Annotated in this window: 12 protein-coding genes; 5 read left to right on the top strand and 7 right to left on the bottom strand. The window is 41.4% G+C overall.

The window, feature by feature from the left end:
- Window positions 1-151 precede the first annotated feature (151 nt).
- From GSF04_RS21145 to coaBC, 4 genes are all read right to left on the bottom strand, one after another.
- Window positions 152-3064 carry a TonB-dependent receptor gene (locus tag GSF04_RS21145; RefSeq protein WP_211858726.1) on the bottom strand — a complete coding sequence of 971 codons (2913 nt, stop codon included), beginning with the start codon at window positions 3062-3064 and terminating at the stop codon, window positions 152-154.
- A gap of 268 nt (window positions 3065-3332) precedes the next feature.
- Window positions 3333-6104, bottom strand: a complete 2772-nt coding sequence (locus tag GSF04_RS21140) for a prolyl oligopeptidase family serine peptidase (RefSeq protein WP_211858725.1) — start codon at window positions 6102-6104, stop codon at window positions 3333-3335.
- 106 nt (window positions 6105-6210) lie between these two features.
- Window positions 6211-6798 (bottom strand): nucleoid occlusion factor SlmA, encoded by a 588-nt coding sequence (gene slmA / locus GSF04_RS21135; protein ID WP_010376740.1) that lies wholly within the window; start codon window positions 6796-6798, stop codon window positions 6211-6213.
- Between the two features lie 157 nt (window positions 6799-6955).
- Window positions 6956-8152 (bottom strand): bifunctional phosphopantothenoylcysteine decarboxylase/phosphopantothenate--cysteine ligase CoaBC, encoded by a 1197-nt coding sequence (gene coaBC, locus GSF04_RS21130; protein ID WP_211858724.1) that lies wholly within the window; start codon window positions 8150-8152, stop codon window positions 6956-6958.
- A 126-nt stretch (window positions 8153-8278) separates the two neighbouring features.
- On the opposite strand from coaBC, the gene radC reads away from it, so the two are divergent.
- The 3 genes from radC (at window position 8279) to rpmG (ending at window position 9816) form a co-directional block, all read left to right on the top strand.
- Window positions 8279-8953 (top strand): DNA repair protein RadC, encoded by a 675-nt coding sequence (radC, locus tag GSF04_RS21125; RefSeq protein WP_211858723.1) that lies wholly within the window; start codon window positions 8279-8281, stop codon window positions 8951-8953.
- Between the two features lie 459 nt (window positions 8954-9412).
- A complete protein-coding gene (gene rpmB, locus GSF04_RS21120; protein ID WP_010376746.1) occupies window positions 9413-9649 on the top strand; it encodes a 50S ribosomal protein L28 in 237 nt (78 codons plus the stop codon).
- Between the two features lie 11 nt (window positions 9650-9660).
- On the top strand, window positions 9661-9816 hold the full coding sequence (gene rpmG, locus GSF04_RS21115; RefSeq protein WP_010364212.1) for a 50S ribosomal protein L33: 156 nt from the start codon (window positions 9661-9663) through the stop codon (window positions 9814-9816).
- A 56-nt stretch (window positions 9817-9872) separates the two neighbouring features.
- On the opposite strand, the gene GSF04_RS21110 is transcribed toward rpmG, so the two are convergent.
- Complete coding sequence (locus GSF04_RS21110) at window positions 9873-11846, bottom strand: winged helix-turn-helix domain-containing protein (RefSeq protein ID WP_211858722.1); 1974 nt, start codon at window positions 11844-11846, stop codon at window positions 9873-9875.
- A 131-nt stretch (window positions 11847-11977) separates the two neighbouring features.
- On the opposite strand from GSF04_RS21110, the gene GSF04_RS21105 reads away from it, so the two are divergent.
- The gene (locus GSF04_RS21105; RefSeq protein ID WP_211858721.1) at window positions 11978-13801 is read left to right on the top strand and encodes an alpha/beta hydrolase; all 1824 of its coding nucleotides are present in this window, start codon (window positions 11978-11980) and stop codon (window positions 13799-13801) included.
- A 303-nt stretch (window positions 13802-14104) separates the two neighbouring features.
- Here the strand turns inward: GSF04_RS21105 and GSF04_RS21100 are convergent, their stop codons facing one another.
- Window positions 14105-14332, bottom strand: a complete 228-nt coding sequence (locus GSF04_RS21100; RefSeq protein ID WP_211858720.1) for a hypothetical protein — start codon at window positions 14330-14332, stop codon at window positions 14105-14107.
- Window positions 14333-15309: 977 nt separating this feature from the next.
- Between GSF04_RS21100 and GSF04_RS21095 the strand changes: the two genes are divergently transcribed.
- Window positions 15310-15855, top strand: a complete 546-nt coding sequence (locus GSF04_RS21095; RefSeq protein ID WP_211858719.1) for an Ltp family lipoprotein — start codon at window positions 15310-15312, stop codon at window positions 15853-15855.
- A 155-nt stretch (window positions 15856-16010) separates the two neighbouring features.
- Here GSF04_RS21095 and GSF04_RS21090 read toward each other — a convergent pair whose 3' ends face one another.
- Window positions 16011-18518: a hypothetical protein gene (locus GSF04_RS21090; RefSeq protein ID WP_211858718.1), complete on the bottom strand. Its 2508-nt coding sequence runs from the start codon at window positions 18516-18518 to the stop codon at window positions 16011-16013.
- Window positions 18519-18663 lie beyond the last annotated feature (145 nt).

The following is an 18663-nucleotide window of genomic DNA, read 5'->3' as shown; positions in this document are numbered from 1 at the left end:
GCTTTGATGTCAGATGAGTAGTTAATAGATATTTGCCCTCTAGGCATCATGATTAAGCAGTGGTGTGAGAGTGACGTTAAACTAAAAAAAGCCCCCGCAGCTTTAAACTTGCGGGGGCTCATAGTTACGACTAAATCTTGCGGGCTTTAGACTACAGTCTAAATGTGAAACCTGCGAAGATATAGCGACCCAAAGAATCATAGAAACCAGGGTAAGTGTTACCATTTGCTGGGCCTGCAGGACCATTTGGTACTAGTGGAGCAGTATTATCAAAGATATTATTTACACCACCGCGGAATTGCAGGTTATCCGAAGCATTCCATGTTACTGCAATATCAACGTAGTCACGCGCAGTCATTGGAACTGGTCCATCGATTACTTGACCGTCGTCATTTCGTGCGAATTCCTTCACTTCACTTACATAACGGTAGGTTGCTGTAACGTTTGCATCCCAAGGTGTTACCCAAGTTGTTGAGAAGTTTGACTTAAAGTCAGGAACTGGGTATTCACATACCGCTCTATCCCAACGACCAGCACAATCGTCAATATCACCACCTGGTAAGTTTTGCGTTGCAAACTTATCTAGCCATGTACCGATTAGCTTGAAGCGTAAAAGACCCATATCATCAGGTAGGTTATAACGGTAAGATGCATCAAAATCGATACCGCTTGTTTCTACGCTACCAATGTTGGTATCAATCGCAGTGATCGCATCCTGGCCTAGCCACAATGAGCCTGTTGGACCACGGTTAATAAGTCCACAGAACTCGTCGTTACCATTAATCGCACACTGATTGAAGATTGTTGCTTCAGGGATTTCTTGAATTGCGTCTTCAACAGTAATGTCGAAGTAGTCAATCGCAATGTCTAAACCTTCAATGGCTTCAGGAGATAATAGAATACCAAACGAGATAGTATCTGATTTCTCAGGCTCTAGGTCTGGGTTACCACCAGTGATACTATTGTATTGACCTGCTGGGTTGATTAGTGCGTTAGAACCATATTTAGATGGATCAAGACCTGTTCTGGCACACTGCTCAACAGTTAAAGTTGGATTCGCGCCACCACATGGATCTTCCCAGTTAAACAAACCTAAACCAGCAGATCTGAATAGGTCACGTACGTTACCTGCACGCACTGCGCGTTGGAAGCTTGTTCTCAAACCAAGTTGGTCATTAACGCGGATATCAAACGCACCTTTATAGGTGTTAGTTGTTTTATCCGTTGAATAATCAGAGTAGCGGTAAGCTAACTCTAAAGTAATATAATCAGCAAATTCAGAGTCTTCAACTAAAGGTACGTTGAATTCAGTAAAGAATTCATTGACGTCAAATTCACCACTTACGCCAAGAACTGGACCACCTTGACCTGCACCGTCACCCGACTGGAAGCCTTGATCCGGATTGAAGTCTAGCGACTCTTTTCTGTGCTCAAGACCAAATACCACGCCCACACCAGTGGAAGTCCCAGGTACTACAACACCGTACTCAGTAAGGTCACCAGTAACATAACCACTAATTTGTTTTGTTCTCGTGTCACCACGAGCAAATAGAGGCATAGTTAGATAGTCAATTTGCTCTTGAGTGATGTTCGCTGGATCGAAAATATTCCAAGGAATACAGGTTGGATCGCTACCATCTACAACTGACTTACATACCACGTTACCGTCATCATCTGTTGTTGCTTGTAATGAACGAATGATTCTGGTTGTAGACATGTCGTTTTGGTAAGTCTGAGCATATGATACGTTACCAAAGTTCATATACGCATCATAACTCCAGTTGTCATCGATTTCACCGCGAACACCTAGTACAAAACGAGTTGAGGTATGGCGAATATCGTCTTGACGAGGGCCACCTTCAACATTACGTTTACCGATGAAAGCACCCTTAACAACACCATCTGTTGCAACACCATCAGGTCCGCAAAGCGTATTTCTTTGTGAAGCTGAAAGTAGTGGGTTATCACAGCTAATATCAACTTGATTCAGGAATGAACCAGAAGGTGCGATCTGAGCCACTGTGCGGTTGTCCATGTAGTTAAACTCAGCATAAAACGTATGGCTGTCGTTAAAATCATAGTGACCTAGTAAACCAAATGTTTTACGTTTGTCTGGACGTTGGAAATAGTTTAGTGGGCCGTAGTTGTACACTGTGCCAGCTGTAGGAACGAGATCGGTACCAGATACTTTGTAGTCATAGGTATCGAAATCGGTAATACGGCCATCTGGAATTGTTCCTGAACCACCACAAATACGTGTACCTGTCGCGTTTATATTCATAGCACAGGCACTGTAGTCACGGTTATCCTGTGTCACCTCTTCGATATCACGCCAAGTCGCGTAACCTGTGATGTTAGCACGGCCATCTGCAGAGTTTGCACCAAAAGTCAGAGAGATATCATGGGTGTCGCCATCCCATTGACTTCCGTCAGGTACCGGGAAGCCTCTATCTTTTAGTGCTCGTTGCATGTCTTTGTGGTCGTTATCATGTTGATAAACACTACCTTGATACTCAACTTGGAAGCCTTCAAAGTCGTCTTTCATGATAAAGTTTACAACACCAGCAACAGCGTCTGAGCCGTATGTTGCTGACGAACCACCAGTTAACACATCGACACGATCAACTAAAGCTGCTGGGATTTGGTTAAGGTCAGCACCGATACCACCAGCAACAGGAGAACCAGAAGGCAAGCGACGTCCATTAACGAGTACCAATGTACGTTCTGTGCCTAAGTTACGAAGGTTTACTGTTGCGGTACCTGTAGCTCCATTTGCTTGGCCTGAAGTTTGGTCAGCAAAGATTGCAGGCATATCGTTGAGTAGATCTTCTACCCTAGTAATACCTGCAACTTTAATGTCTTCGGCCGTAACACTTGTTACAGGGCTCGCACCGGTCATGGCAGCTCGCTTGATACGAGTACCAGTAACCTCAATTCGTTCTACGCTATTAGTAGCGTTGGCATCTGTTTCTTCAGCGTGGGCGATACCTGATACGCCTGCAGTCAGCGTTGAACAAGCCAGTAGAGATAGCCTGATCGTTGCTGATAGGTTAGAAAGTTTCATCTTATTTCCTTATTTATTTATTTATTAGCAGAGTAGGAAAATGTTCCTGCAACATAGAACTTACAACGCATCTACTGAAAGTTCAATGGTTCGTTTGTAAAACCGTCAAATGTAATGGAGATATGAGCTTTTTTATAACGAAATTATACGGATGAAAGTTGAAACAAAACATTTCTAGATAAAAGTAAAACAAAGGAATGAGTAACTTGTTGCCAAAAAAAAAGGACACCGTGATGGTGTCCTTGACGATGAATACCTGTGGAGTTGCTTACTCTTCAGTGATAAATGCTTCACCGGATTGAATCCACTCTGCTGGTGGCAATCCTTTCAGGTGATAATCAAAGTATTCTTTCATACGAATTGAATAATCTAGCTGATTTGGCAGCTTTTTCAGATGGTGCGGTTCACCTTCGTATTGCAAGAAAATAGCGTCTTTATCATGTCTTCTTAAGGCTAAATAGTATTGAATTCCTTCTTGCCAAGGCACTGCGCCGTCGTTATCACCAAACATGATCAAAATTGGCGTGTTTACTTTATCTGCGTAAAACACTGGAGAGTTTTCTATATATAATTCAGGCGCTTCTGTTAGCGGTTTACCGATACGGCTTTGGCCTGTTTCGTACTGGAACTGTCTTGCAAGACCCGATTCTAAACGGATCCCACTGAACGCAGAGGTCATATTAGATACTGGCGCGCCAGACACAACCGCTTTAAACATATCTGTCTGTGTGATCATAAATGCACTTTGGTAACCAGCCCAAGAGTGGCCTTGTAAGCCAATTTTATCCGGATCCGCAACACCTGTATCAATCAGCGCTTGTGCTGCATTGATCATGGTTTGTGTTGAAGAGCGCCCTGGGTGGCCGATTTCAAAACGAATATCAGGCAAGAATATCGCATAACCGTTTGAGGTATACATTGGCAGGTTTGGTCTGTGATTTAACTCCATTTTCGGGAAGTCATACATGCGCTGACTCATATAGCGGTAGAAGTAAATCACCACTGGCACTTTATCACCGGCTTTATAATTAGCAGGTTTGATTAACACGCCTTGAAGATCTTCGCCATCGTAGCCTTTGTACTTCACAAGTTCAGGTTTTTGGCCCCAAGCAAATGTCTGCTGCTGTGGATTTAAATCTGTGAGTTTTGTCGGGTTATTAAAGCCGCTATCTGAGACCCAATAATCAGGAAATTCTTGATAAGACTGTCTTGTGAAAATATAAGTGTCCGCCTCTTTGGCTTTTCTCACTACACCGTATTTAGCTTCGCCAGACAAAACAGTTTGCAACTTATTATCTTGTAGGGAAAGCGTTGCAATATGCGTTTGTTTATTTTCAAGATTGTACGCACTTAACAGTAAGGTATCGTCTGGGTTAAAGCCTAGTTTGTCCTTATCTTTATACTCAATGCGGTATTGTGTTTGGGTCTTATAGCCGTCAGTTAGTCGAGTTGCTTTTGCCGTTTTGGTATCAAATGCCCAAATATCATATTTACTGTAGGCGTAGAGCGTCGAACCATCGAGCTGCCAACCAGCAAATCCAAACCCTTCGTTTGGTTCTGGTTTATCATGTTTATCATCAGCAAACAGTGCGTTTTTAACCGCTTTGCTGACCGGGGTAAGCTGCTGTGTGGATAGCGATTTCAACCAGACTTGTTCACCGTCGAAATAGGCCGCATGTTTACCGTCAGGTGCGACGGTAGGGCGATTTGAACTTTCTCTAACAATGAGTTGTTTATCACCACTGCTGATATCAACGCTGTAGTAGTCGCGATAAAAGCCTTTGTACATAATCTGCTTTAGGTAGGGAGTATCGTCGCTGCCCAGCACAAAATTTGCGTTTGTGCGCAGTGAAATAGCAGGCACTTGAAGGTTTTCAAGCTGTACTACACGCTCGCCATTAATATGATAAACCGCTTGATAATGTTGATCTCGACGGCTTTCATTCCATGTTTTTATTTCTCGAGTTTTGATTTCAGGATCGGCATTGTGCCAAACCTTTAAGCCTTTTTGCTGGCGAATGGTATCGTAATCAAAAAGTGAGCTTTCATCTGTGTATTTAAGCACTTTGGCTTTTTCTTCAAGCTGTGGACGATTTTCAAAAAACAGTCGTGAGCCATCTTCAGACCATTTGATTGATGCTGTCTTACCTGAAAACCAACCGCTTGGGTTGTGGATGTCGGTTATTTTATTGCTTGTTGGAGACCATAATTTGAGTTGGTAGTCGCGGCGGCGCTTGTCATCGTTGACATAATTACCTAAATAAAAAGCGACATGTTGAGAATTGGGTTGCCAAGCAATGTCTCCTAAAGTCACACCGGGCTCATCAATAAGACTTGTGATTTGATTGCTTGCTAAGTCAATAACGGCCACACGGTTTTTACTGCCGTATTCACTGCGCTGATTGACCAGTATCGCGTTACTATTTGGTGCTACTTTGTATGCTGCGATGTCGTCATAGCGAGTGCTCTCATTGTTAGAAAGATTCAGCACTACAAGCGTTAAGGTTTCGTCGCCTTTATCTGCACTGATTTTGAGTTCATTAGTTTGCTCGTCTGTATTCGCTTTTGCGTCTGATTTGTTGTCGCCTTTTTTTGCATCCTCACGATACACCAGCCATAGGCCATCATCTGAAAGTTGATAATCTTTAACCGAGCTAAAGGTTTGCTGGGCCTTAGTTGTGGTATTCACCAACACTAAGTTGTTTTTTAGTGTTTTTTTCTTCTTTTTATCTGCCGTTTCTTTTTCAAGTAGGGTAGGGCGCTGGGTAAAGCCAACCCATTGACCGCCTTTATTGATAACTGGATTCGTGCCACGGGGAACCGATGCAATCAGTGCTTTATTATTGAGAGAATACACTTGGCCTTCGCTGTCACCACGGTAAGGCTTGGCACTTAGGCCGAGGAATGTGCCTTGTTCGGAGATCACCGTACCCTGAGGGTAACGAAAATCAAAAACATCTTTAAATTCAAGGCTGGGTTTAGCTGCTAAGCTGCTTACACTAAAAAGTGCTGCGCTTAAGAGAGAGAGTTTTAGAGTCATATTTAGAGCATTTTAGTATGTATTTATGATGTTTTTATCACTTTTAACGGTGAAACTAAAATGCTCTGCGGTGTGCGGATGTATTTAAGCGGCTAGCCGCAGGTGCTTAAAGCCAGATTTTCTCAAGCTCAACCCACTGTTTATCGAATTGCGCGGTTGGTTTTGCTTTAAAGTCACTTCTGACAAACTGATTCATCTTACCCTCAACAAAAGCTAAGAATAGGTTAGCTAGTACACTTTCTTCGCTCGTGAATGCCTTACCTTCTCGTAGTTTACGCTCTCTTAATACTTGTTTGAATTGTGTCTCAAGCTTTTCAAATAAGCTTTGTACTCGTTCACGTAAGCGTTCTTGCTCACCTTGTAGTGCATCACCCGTTAAAATACGTGTGATCCCAGGGTTTTTCTCTGCAAAGGCTAGGAGTAGAGTAAGAATGTTGTAGATCCGGTTACGGGTTTCTTTTTCGTTTTCTAGGATTAAATTAATGCGTGACAGTAACGTATCTTCGATGAACTCAATAAGCCCCTCAAACATTCTCGCTTTACTTGGAAAGTGGCGATAAAGCGCAGCTTCTGAAACCCCGACTTCAGCAGCGAGTTTAGCTGTGGTAATACGCTGTCCCGGGCTGGTTTCCAGCATTTGTGCGAGTGATTGAAGAATTTGCTCTTTGCGATTACTACGTTTTGTCGCTGGCATGAAATTTCCCTTATTTTTCTAATTGTTATATTGTTTTTGCCGGGTTTATTAAGCACAGAGAGTGATGCGCAGAAGTGCAAACCCCGACTCGTTTACACGTTATCGGGGTATCATGTTAATGTTTTATTCAGTTTCTTTCCAGTCTTTTACATGAAGGTTATTTTATCTTTTCGGCAATAGCTTGCATGACAGTAAGTGCTAACTCTTTTTTGCTAGAGTGAGGGAGTTCAAGTCGGTCTTTTTTCCAATATAGGGTCAATGTGTTGTTATCAGAATTAAAACCACCTGTGCTATCCGACACATCATTCGCACAGATCATATCCAACCCTTTATTGACCAATTTTCCTTGCGCATATTCGGCGACATTCTGTGTCTCAGCGGCAAAGCCAACGGTATAAGGACGAGACTGTTTTAGTGCTGCGACAGTGGCGATAATATCGGGGTTTTTGACCAGTGTAAGTGTGATTTCATCGCCTTGCTTTTTAATTTTTTGCTCGGCAACGGTGGCTGCACGGTAATCAGCGACCGCCGCGCAGCCGATAAAGATATCCGATTGTACGGCATACTCGAGTGCGGCTTGTTGCATCTGCTCAGCACTTTCTACATCAATTCGAGTAATTCCAGTGGGGGTATTCAGTGAAACCGGCCCTGCTATCAGATTTACGCTTGCACCCAAAGCCTTTGCCGCCTCAGCAAGGCTAAAGCCCATTTTTCCTGAACTGTGATTGGTAATAAACCGCACCGGATCTAATGCTTCGCGCGTCGGTCCTGCAGTGATAGTTACCGTTTTTCCTGCTAATACTTGCTCAGTAGGGCGAAGTGCAGCTAAACACAGTTGCACCAACTCATGGGGTTCAAGCATGCGTCCTGCGCCTACATCTCCGCAGGCTTGCTCGCCTTTACCGGGTCCCCAGATTTGGACATGGCGTGAAGCTAAGGTATTGAGGTTTGCTTGAGTCGATAGGTGCGCATACATCTGTTGATTCATTGCCGGCGCTATGGCAACAGGCGCGGGCGTCGCGAGCAGTAATGTGGTCAGTAAATCATCCGCAATACCCGCCGCCATTTTGGCGAGGATATTCGAGGTCGCTGGAGCAACCAGCACTAGGTCTGCCCATTTTGCAAATTCGATATGGCCCATTGATGCTTCTGCTTGTGGGTCAAGCAAAGAGTCAGAAACGATTTCACCAGAGACCGCCTGCATTGTCAGTGGCGTGATAAAGTGCTTAGCAGACTCAGTCATCACCACTTTGACATCTATTTGCTGTTCTTTTAGGCGGCGAACGAGTTCTGCGCATTTGTAAGCAGCGATACCACCGCTGATCCCAAGTAAGAGGCGTTTATTTCTTTGCATGTTTGTTTTATACGATCACAGTATCAATAAACTAAAGATATCACAGTCGGTGATAATTTTTGAATTCTCACTTTTTGGTAGCTACACTTTGGATGCCATGGAGGCAAACACATAAAAGGAAAAATTATGCAAATATCAGCCTTACCCAAATCCGCACGACCAAGAGAAAAGTTAATTGAGCAAGGCCCTGAGGCGTTATCCAATGCCGAATTATTGGCTATCTTTTTACGCACTGGGATCAAAGGGTTCAATGCCATAGAGCTTGCCGAATCCTTGTTACAAGAACAACAAACGTTACAGCGTTTATTCAATGCCTCGTTAGAAGAGTTTTCAGCGTTAAAAGGCTTAGGCGTTGCCAAATACACGCAGTTACAGGCCGTTTTGGAGCTAAGTCGGCGTTATCTAAAAGAAGAGTGCTTAAGAGAAACGGTATTTCAAAACCCGACAGCGGTACGTGACTATTTGAGTGCTCAACTACGGGGGCTTGGGCATGAAGTGTTTATGGTGCTGTATCTAGACAACCAAAATCGCCTGATAAAAGATGAAGTGTTGTTTCACGGTACAATTAACGCGGCTTCGGTTTATCCAAGAGAAGTAGTAAAGGCGGCACTAAAATACCACTGTGCAGCCGTGATTTTTGCCCATAACCACCCATCGGGTGTGGCAGAGCCCAGCGAAGCGGATAAACTCATCACGAAAAAATTGCAGCAAGGTTTGGCACTGGTTGATATTAATGTACTTGACCATTTAATCGTCGCCGGAAGTCATTGTATTTCGTTTGCCGAACGAGGACTGATTTAAGCTGAGTTGCTGTTTTATCGGGTGGGTTTCGCTTTCTCAAGCTGTCCTTTTGAACTGAGCAAAATAGAATGGAGCTTGATCACTCAGCTTTTACTCGAAGTGTGAGGTAGCTGGTGGAGTGTTGCTGCCCAAATATACGTATAAGCACGAAAATTAAACAGTGAAAATTACGATGTAGAAAGGGCCAAAAAAGAAATTTGCTCGTTAAATCAGCATATTTGTATAAATTTTATAAATTAGTTCAATTTAAATGCAGTTTTTACTTTCCTAGTGGGCTTCGGATCATTATAATTGGCCGCTATCAAATTTACCCATGAGCTGATTTCAGTAGGATCAGATCCTTGATCTCTGCCTGTAGATACTGTATAAAGAGCGCCCTTTGATTTTACCTAGGGCACGCAGTTAAAAGGCCTTTAAGGGAAAATTAAGCTCGAGCGAAGTTATTGGAGATACATAGACATGTCTAAAGTCTGTCAAGTTACAGGTAAGCGCCCAGTGGTTGGTAACCACCGTTCGCACGCGCGCAACGCTACTAAGCGTCGCTTCCTACCTAACCTACAAACACACCGTTTTTGGGTTGAAAGCGAAAAGCGTTTCGTTTCTCTACGCACTACTACTAAAGGTATGCGTATTATCGATAAAAAAGGCATCGACGCGGTATTAGTAGATATCCGTGCTCGCGGCGAAAAAGTTTAAGGAGCTGAATCATGCGTGATAAGATCCGTTTAGTTTCAACTGCTGGTACTGGTTATTTCTACACTACCGACAAGAACAAGCGTAACATGCCTGAAAAAATGGAGATCAAAAAGTTCGACCCTAAGGTTCGTAAACACGTGATCTTCAAAGAAGCGAAAATCAAGTAATTCGTTTCAAGAATCAATAAAAACCCAGCCTCGGCTGGGTTTTTTGTTTTTGTACTTTAATTTTTTACGGTTAATTGCCAAAGCTCACCACTTGATTGCTTCAGCTCACTGAAAACCACATCGCCATTTTGCAATATATCAAACTGTCCAATAAATCGTTGTGGCGGGGTGAAATACAGCTTTTCTTGTTTAGTCTTCAGGTCAAATCGCCAGATACTTTTGTCTTTTTCATAGTAAAGCGCATTATCTCTGAGCCGCCAATTCAGCCAATTTCTCACCGGCACATCCGTCACAACTACAGACTCTAGCCCGTCTTCCAGTTGCCAAATTCCGGGCTGTGTAAACTTGGTAAAATACAACACATTATTAAGCTTGTAGCCGCTGTAGCCACCTTGTGTTGTAAGTTGCTGATGTTGGTTTGTTATTAGATTTAGAGACCATAACTGCCAACTACCAGAGCGTTCACTGCTGTAAATGATTTCATTGTTATCTTGGCTGTAATTGGCAACGTAAGGCTTAAGCTCAGAGCCTATAAGTTGTATTGTTTTTTGGCTGTTGATAGCAAACTGGTAAATGGCGTCTTGATATTCAAAAAGTATTTTAGAAGCGTCATTGTTGAGTTGATAACGTTGAAAGTTAAAAATGTGAGGCAAGTCAACTTGAGTGTGTTGTTGTGTTTCAGTGTCCATAGACCATAAAGCGGAATGCGCGCCGTGATCCGAAATATACCAAACTCGCGGCATTTGATTTGCGCGAGGTAAGCGATTCAATGCCTGATTATCAACAAGTGGTACAAAGGTTTGCTCCGATACGTCGAAAAGGTGAATTAGGCTAGTTAACTTATATTGGTTAAAGAGCAGGGTTTCATTGCTATCTTGTAATACTAAGCTTTCGATTGGTGCAGTGAGCTTGTGAAGCAATTCTGCTTTGCTCGATTTTATATCGGCGCGATAAATGCTGCTGCCTGCGCTAAAGTAAATAGATTGCCCGCTAGCAGACCAAGTTAGTGCCGTGAGATTATAAGGTAACTTAACGGTGCTCTTTACTGACATGCTTGGGTAATCGTACACCGTCAGTTCGTGTTTATCTTCTCCAAGGTAGCGTGCGGCGGCGAGCTGGTCTTTAGTTGTGGATAAACTAAATAGATGATCGCCTCTGAGGTTTCCTGAGGTTGGAGGAAGCGTTAGCTGGATATGTTGTTTTGTATTCAAGTCGAAACGGTAAAGGCCGTATCCACTATGTATATTTGTGCGTTTTCGATAAATGATGTCGTGCGGATTTGCGCCCCATATTAGTTTAATGTTTTCGATAGGCTGGCAAGGAAATAGCGTCATGTGCTGTACCTGCGTGATATCAAACTGTTTTACGGTACAGCCATTATCATCGTCGATATAGGCAATGTGTTTGGCGTCTGAGCTTAAGGCTTGTGCGCTGATGTTGCCAGAAAACAGCTTTCTATGTTGCTTGCTGTGATTGAGCCATAGCTCCGATTGCTGAGTGTTCGTAGGATGCAGGTAGCTAAAGCTTTTATATTGAGGTGCGCTACTTAACTGCAGCTCGATACCGCTCTGGCTCGTTAATTTTTGGGGCGCGAGAGGTTTGTTATTTTGCGCAGGCTGCATGAGCTGATAGGCAACAAATGCACATACGCTGGTAATAAGTAGTGAAGCACCTAAAAGTGGCACGATCCGGGAGCTGGTCTTATTTATTGTTGCCGGAGTATGACTTGTGACTGCTGGAATCAGTCGGTATCCAAGGGTAGGGATAGTCTCTATATACTCAGTTTTACCATCTAATTTATTCATATACTGGCGCAACGTCGACACGGCTTTATTGATTGCGCTTTCTGTGACTACGCGACCTTGCCACACTTCTGCAATGAGCTTATCGCGCGAAACAACATTACCATTTGCTGCAATTAAGGTTTGTAGCAATAAGTAAGGCTTAGGCTCAAGTCTGATGGAGTCTGTGCTACTCGTCAGCGTTCGATTAACCGTATCAAACCGAATGGCTGCAATCTCATAGCGCATTTATTATTCCTTTGATTATATTGTTTATATTTATTGGTAAGGAATTCCTCACAACGATTTCATGTAAATTCGTCGCGCCCTTTTTCAAAGTGTTTAGAGTACATGAAAACAATAAAATAGGAATGGCCAACATGACAAGTCGAATGTTTTTAAAACAGGCGTTAGGTTTAACACTCGCAGCTTTAGTCGCGGGTTGTGGCAGCAGTAGCGACAGCAAAAAGGCGTTAAGCAATGACGATGGAGTGTTAAAACCCGTAAACGGTTTTGAGGTTCATCAACTCAATGAACGTTACTATTATATGAAGCCGATTGAAAAGCCACATAAAGCGTACAAGTTGATGTTGGCCTTTCATGGTTCTGGAGGGACTGCTTACGGTATGGCAGGTTTAACCAAGCTACATGAGCAAAGCGATGATTATATTGTTGTTTATCCCAAATCAAAAAACGAAGAATGGAATGAAGGCTGTGGTTGTAACAAGGCACATCGTTTAGGTGTAGATGACTTAGGCTTTGTTGATAAGATGATTGCAGAAATAAAAGCCAAATATGATGTCATTGACGGTGAAATTTACGCGACTGGCTTTTCTCAAGGCGGGTTATTTGTACAAAACCTATTATGTAACCGTTCGGAGACGTTTAATGCGATAGTAACGGTTGCCGCACCTATGTCCTACCAATTAGGTGATAGCTGTAATTTTTCGACACCTACAAACTACCGAATTATGCACGGTAAAGCAGACTCAGTATTGCCTTATAATGGCAAAAGTCACGCAAATTTTGGGCTACTCTCGTCACCTCAAGCGATTAAAATTATTGCTAATCTAAACTATGAGGCTGCTTTATCTGTTGATGAAGAAATAGCGGAAGGCGTGACGTTAACTCACTATCCTAATCGCAATATTCAAACGCAGCTAATTAGTGTAGGCGGGGCTCATCATAGCTGGAATTTACCACCTGTCCAAACCACCGAATCGATAATGACATTTTTTGAATCGACAAGTCGTTATGCACTGCCCCAAGGTTCTGATCTTATCGCAGTAAACAACGATTATTACCATGTTCGACAATTAAAACAGCACGCTGATAAACCAACTGTGGTCATGCTCTCGGGCGCGAATATGCATTTTCATAGTGACAGTGCTTGGTTCGCGTTACTACAGCCTTACTTGGCAGAGAGTTTTAATGTTTACGTCATTGATAGGCTAGGGCAGGGATTAAGTAGTGTTGATGACGCGCCTTCCATGAATAAATTTGCACACGACCTCCCTGTACTATTTGAAAAGCTCAATCTCAATGATGTGCATTTGTTGAGTTACGCAAATAGTAACTCGGTGCCGCTAATTGCGATGCAAAAATCACAGGAGTTTCAACAAAAGATAGCAAGCATGTTGTGGTTAGACCCTGATATTTTACTGCCACATTCTATTGCTCAGTATCAAGGTTACCCAGTTGATGTTTATCGTCAATACGGACAAGATTTGATTGATCATGTTGCTGCAGGTAATTGGCAAGAAAAAATGGATGGAAAAATAGCTGAAGAACAGGCGCATATTGAAACACTACTTGAAGGAAGCGAGTTTTCAGCTTATATGGATTGGCAATATTTTAATCTTATTATGCAAACCCGCCATAGTGTTGAAGCTCAACTTACTCGGGTGCGCGAGATGATGAATTACCACGATGACTTAGAGCTGGTAAAAAATTGGCAGCCAGACAGCAGCATTCCAATTTCAGTGATAGACAGTGAGTTTGAAAAACTAGATATCGCCAATGCAGACTCTGAAGAAGCGAAAGCCAATCTCATTAAATGGGAGGCAGAGGGGAGAAAATGGTCGCAAGAAGTTGCTGAAACCAGTGGTGGGCAGTATTTACCAATATCATCAACTGAGCATCTGATCCCATTTACCCATCCTGAGCTTATCAAGCAGGCATTGACTGAGCTTGCGAACCAATGACGTCTATCCAATTTGCTCGATGAACGCTTGAAGCGTTGAGTTAACATATAAAAAACGCGAGCTTTTCTGCCGCTCGCGTTTTATTTTTAATAGATAATTTGATATTTAAATCAGTCTGTTACCTCATAGCATTTGTTTACTATGTACATCCAAATCTGGAACTCTCTGGAAACCTTCGCGTCATCTAGTCTAGAAGACTTTTCCAGAAAAAGAGGCTATATTTTTCTGGGTTAATGAACCCTATCTCTACAAAAGTTTAAAGTAAAAATAAGCCATTATAGGGTAAATATCTTCTTTTACTTATTAAACTAAAAAGTCGTTAAAAACTTCATTGTAAATGTACCCATGAGAGTTGTAATTTTCAGCAATTGTTTTACCTCCAAAATTAAAATTCGCTCTGACATCATAAGTGCCATTTGATAATACACTTAGATCGTCAAAAGACATACCTTCTACAAAATCTGGATGTTGTTTCAAGTGTAGATTCAAAAGATTTAATAGTTGTTCTGTGGTAAGTTGATAATTGTTCAAAATATTTCCTTATGGTTGTTGAGTTAACGGGATGCATCACAGCTTAATTTAGAACACAGACTTGAATTAATCGAGAACCAGTTGGCGTATTATGTGAACTTATTAATCATAAAGTTATGTCTTAATGTCTGCTCAAGCTCATGGCGTGAGGCAGAATAGCAGCCTCTAATACTTACGTCATAGTTCGATTGACTCGGAAACTTCCAGTGCATTATCCACTTCAACCCCAAGATACCTAACAGTGCTTTGATGTCCCAGAAGTAACTGTACTACTCTCAAGTTCTTGGTTTTCTGATAAGTTAAATAGGCTTTAGTTCTTCTCATTGAGTGCAAGGGATATTCAATTCAACCACGAAAAACCCTACTGTACTGACTAGTAGAGATGTGCTCTGAAACATGAATTCTTGATTTAAAGAAAAAGTTATTAGGCTTTAACTTTGCTTCAGTAATCCATTCTTGAATAGACTTTCTAGTGCTTTTGGTACTCTTGAACTGCACAGGCGTATTTGTCTTCTGTTGCACTATATGTGCTCAGGATATTACATTTATACCGTAGGCAACATCAGAAACTTTGAGTTAAACTAGATCACAACCGCGTACGCGTAACTTACTATCTAAATAAAGCCAAATTAAAAAGCGCTAATTCTCTGGTCTTTCCTTGTAATTCAAGACGAACTCTAATCCCCCAAATATATGAGAAACATTAAGTGACTTACGTTGACCGATTAGTTTGTCCTTATTCCAAGATGTGTGATTTCGTGTGTGCGTAGTATACTTCTATTAGTTTAGGAACTGTAAGTATGGCAATCAGAAACGGGTGAACTGTGAATATTGCTACTTGTGTCTAAGATGCACGACGTAAGGTCTGGTCACATGATACCTTCGACTGTAAATACTGGAAATTATCGGAAAGACCGAACTAAGAAATTGTCAGGCTACACAACCCTGTCGAAGACTACGTACCAAAGGGGTAATATATGAAGAAAGTATTGAGCTGGATCTACATTGTGCTAATTGGTTCTATTGTCTCCATCGCCGAGCCCACATGGGCGAAAAGTCTAACAGGGCCTCAAAAGAACGCCGTTAGGTCTGCGAAGCAGTATCTCAGCTTTTCGGGCTTCTCACGGAAGGGGCTTATCCACCAACTATCATCGGATGCTGGTGATGGTTATAAAATTGATGATGCTACTATAGCTGTAGATAGCCTAGACATTGATTGGAACAAGCAGGCGGTGAGGTCTGCAAAACATTACCTCAGCTTTTCTGGCTTCTCACGGAAGGGGCTTATCCGCCAACTCTCTTCGGATGCTGGAGATGGTTACAAAGTTGCTGATGCTACTGTAGCTGTGGATAGCCTAGACATTGATTGGAACAAGCAAGCGGTGAGATCTGCCATGGATTACCTCAGCTTTTCAGGCTTCTCATGCGCGGGTCTGATTGAACAGCTTTCTTCTAGCGCTGGAGATGCTTACACAAAAGCTCAAGCAGCTTTTGGGGCACAGCAAACAGATGCTTGCCAATAGGTTAAAATGTACCCTAAAAAGGTAAATTTGGGAAGTGCGCCGCACAGTTGAGTTTGATGTTATTAAGGTCCACTCATGACTGTCAACGCTGGAGGTCGGGTTGTTTCTAAGTAAATTTAAGTCACTCACTTTGTCCACAAGCACAACTATGTGATTCAACAAAAAGTAATCGCTCCCTCTTCCAACAACTCTAGCTCAAAGTATATCTCTGCATTAACTTGTACTTTATCCTCATTTTTATCCTCGAGAGAAATGAACAAAGGGGAGTTATTGTTAGAGCAGAGGTTCTTGGTGATTGATATCTTGGTTTTAGTGCAGTCGATTAGTACCTGGGTATGCTCAGAACGAATGGCTAGTACACTTTTATAGCTTGAGCTTTTCCAGTACATAGAGCCTGAGCGCTTAAACCTGAGTTTCTGCAAGGTTTTTAAAGGGGCGAAATATAATGCATGGTCTTGTTCTTGAAGTTCAAATGCGCACTGCTCCGCGCTATCAATACATTTATTATAAAGTTGGCTTAAGAAATTGCGTTCCATTTGTCTTATCATACTAGAAATATCAGAATTGCTGCTTTTTTCTGTGATGAGTTCAGATCTTGGGACTTTATACTTCAGTAACTTGCATTTGTTTCTGTTAACGGTGTTAACATAACTAACGTCCATTACATCTTTTAATTCAAACGTTGTAGCCCAGTTATTTTCCAACAACTTCTGTGCTGATTGCCAATTTATTTCGTTTATTTTTTGAGTTTTTATGAGCTTTACTTTTCGATCATTTAAAGCCTCAATAGAGTGTCTAAGGTTTTTACATGCTTTCGTGACAACTGCATTCCACTGTCTTACATTTCTAACGTACCGTTCTTGCTCCAACAGTGACTCGATAATACTCATTTGAGTTTGGATATCATCGAAGCCACCAGAGGTATAGATTAGGCTAGGTTCCTCACCTTGCTCAGCGAAAAAGCATAGTTGAAACAAAAATGCTCTGAAGACATAAACTTTGATTGCATGCCTTTCATGAAACCTCCAGTAGCGCTCTATTTGTTGGTGGTCATAGTAAATAAGGTCAGCTAATTCTTTTGTACTGTGGGCCAAAAGCGTCTCGCCTAGGTGGTGTGCATTGGCTTCTTTTGGTTGCTTCCAATAAAGGCATTCGTAAAATTCAACCCATCTCTCATAATAAGCTAGTCTGGCCGAAATGCTCCAACCCATGCGTTTTACTAATTTTAGATGAATACATTCAAAAATTTCATCAAGTTTTATCACGGATAAAGCGCACTTTAGTGAGTGTTTACTCAGAGGCTTAGAGGAAATGCCATTTCTATACTGTTCAAATGCTTCGCCATTATATAAAGACTCAATTTTTTCAACTAATTTATCTATATTTTCGACACAGAACGTTATCTTATTAAAATCACTCCAGTAATCTGCCAGCCACTCTGTTTCCTGAGCACCTAGATAGTAGGAAATGAATTGCTGTTCTTGTCCATGGCTGGCTGCTCTCGAGATGTTTTTTACAAATTTTATTGCTGTATTTGGCTGATGTTTTGCGATTATATCAAATACATCTACAGCTAAGTTATGGAGATAGCTTAAACCTTCTAGGCTACTTTTAATATTTTTAAGCTCTATATTATCTGGGGCGTAGAATATTCCATCAAACCATTCACATTCTAAAATAAGATCTATACCCTTATTTAACTGATAGTCTTGCCATCGAGCTAACTCATAAATATCTTGAACCAAACTTATTTTGGAATTACTCTGCTCTAAGAATGACTCAGCTATGATTGAACTTCTCATTGGATGATAAACAATGTTATACATGAGGCTTGCAATTAAACGCTGTGTTTGGAAAGACATTGGAATATCTTCATTTTTTCTTGCGTGTTTTACTAATCTTAAGAGTGTATTCCAGTAACTTTTTACTACAACTAAACCTGTTTCAGAAAGCTTATGTTTTTTTTCAGAGTCATGACTAAAGTAGCGTAAGTGAATAGCTTTATGAAATTGATTTAGGGTTTCTTCAAATTCAAAACTCCAGCTTCGTTTTTCAATGTTATATATCAGTAATTCTAGCCCAGCATTGATGCTATCTATATCAGCTGAAGGTTGTTTTTGAATCGGCGCTTCTGTTATGAGGCTTTCGAGGCATTTGGTTAACCAAGGGAAACGGCGGTTTAAATGCGCTAACTGAGATTTGGAAAACTTTATAAAAAGGTTAGTCTTCGAGTTTTTCTTAACATCTAGTTGTAAGTAGTCTTGAATCTGTAGGCTCGATTTGACAGTTATTTTTTTAAAAAGTCGCCAGTAGAAATAAAATGTGCATAAAATTAGTACAGCGAATAGCATTGGTAAGCTGAACTTTAGAATATCTAGATGCGTGGCGCTGAGTGATAAAAAAGAGTGCTTGCTAGATGCGAAAGTTAAGTAATATAAGCTTAAAACCATGTATAGAAAAGATAGACTTAGTATAGATTTTGGATTTACATATTTCCCTCTTGTCAATCGAGTGGATAGTAAAGCATTGTCATGTTTATCTGAATATTGGGCTGAAAACTGAATTGAAAGTGGGATACCAATAGCTACAAAGCCAGCAATTATTGTATAAGTATGGCCAATTATAGAATGAAATTCAGATGCAAACCGTATTAAGTACAACAAGTCAAAGCCTTAGTCATGAAATATCCCTTTGATTTTTCATATTATCAAATTCGAAGTTATTTCATCTAGGTTTATTTCTTCAACAAATCTAGTTCACACTCTAAATCAGGAATTCTTTTAAGAAACTGATGGCTCGATAGTGCAA

This window comes from Pseudoalteromonas sp. A22 (assembly GCF_018141345.1).
Lineage (GTDB): Bacteria > Pseudomonadota > Gammaproteobacteria > Enterobacterales > Alteromonadaceae > Pseudoalteromonas > Pseudoalteromonas maricaloris.
Note: the sequence above shows the minus strand (reverse complement) of the source record. Positions and strands in the feature narration are given on the sequence as shown.

Bases quoted from the DNA above. Each gene is read 5' to 3' on its own strand.
- GSF04_RS21140 (WP_211858725.1), bottom strand. From the start codon at position 6,104: ATGACTCTAAAACTCTCTCTCTTAAGCGCAGCACTTTTTAGTGTAAGC.
- rpmB (WP_010376746.1), top strand. From the start codon at position 9,413: ATGTCTAAAGTCTGTCAAGTTACAGGTAAGCGCCCAGTGGTTGGTAAC.
- radC (WP_211858723.1), top strand. From the start codon at position 8,279: ATGCAAATATCAGCCTTACCCAAATCCGCACGACCAAGAGAAAAGTTA.
- rpmG (WP_010364212.1), top strand. From the start codon at position 9,661: ATGCGTGATAAGATCCGTTTAGTTTCAACTGCTGGTACTGGTTATTTC.
- coaBC (WP_211858724.1), bottom strand. From the start codon at position 8,152: ATGCAAAGAAATAAACGCCTCTTACTTGGGATCAGCGGTGGTATCGCT.
- GSF04_RS21110 (WP_211858722.1), bottom strand. From the start codon at position 11,846: ATGCGCTATGAGATTGCAGCCATTCGGTTTGATACGGTTAATCGAACG.
- slmA (WP_010376740.1), bottom strand. From the start codon at position 6,798: ATGCCAGCGACAAAACGTAGTAATCGCAAAGAGCAAATTCTTCAATCA.
- GSF04_RS21095 (WP_211858719.1), top strand. From the start codon at position 15,310: ATGAAGAAAGTATTGAGCTGGATCTACATTGTGCTAATTGGTTCTATT.
- GSF04_RS21145 (WP_211858726.1), bottom strand. From the start codon at position 3,064: ATGAAACTTTCTAACCTATCAGCAACGATCAGGCTATCTCTACTGGCT.
- GSF04_RS21105 (WP_211858721.1), top strand. From the start codon at position 11,978: ATGACAAGTCGAATGTTTTTAAAACAGGCGTTAGGTTTAACACTCGCA.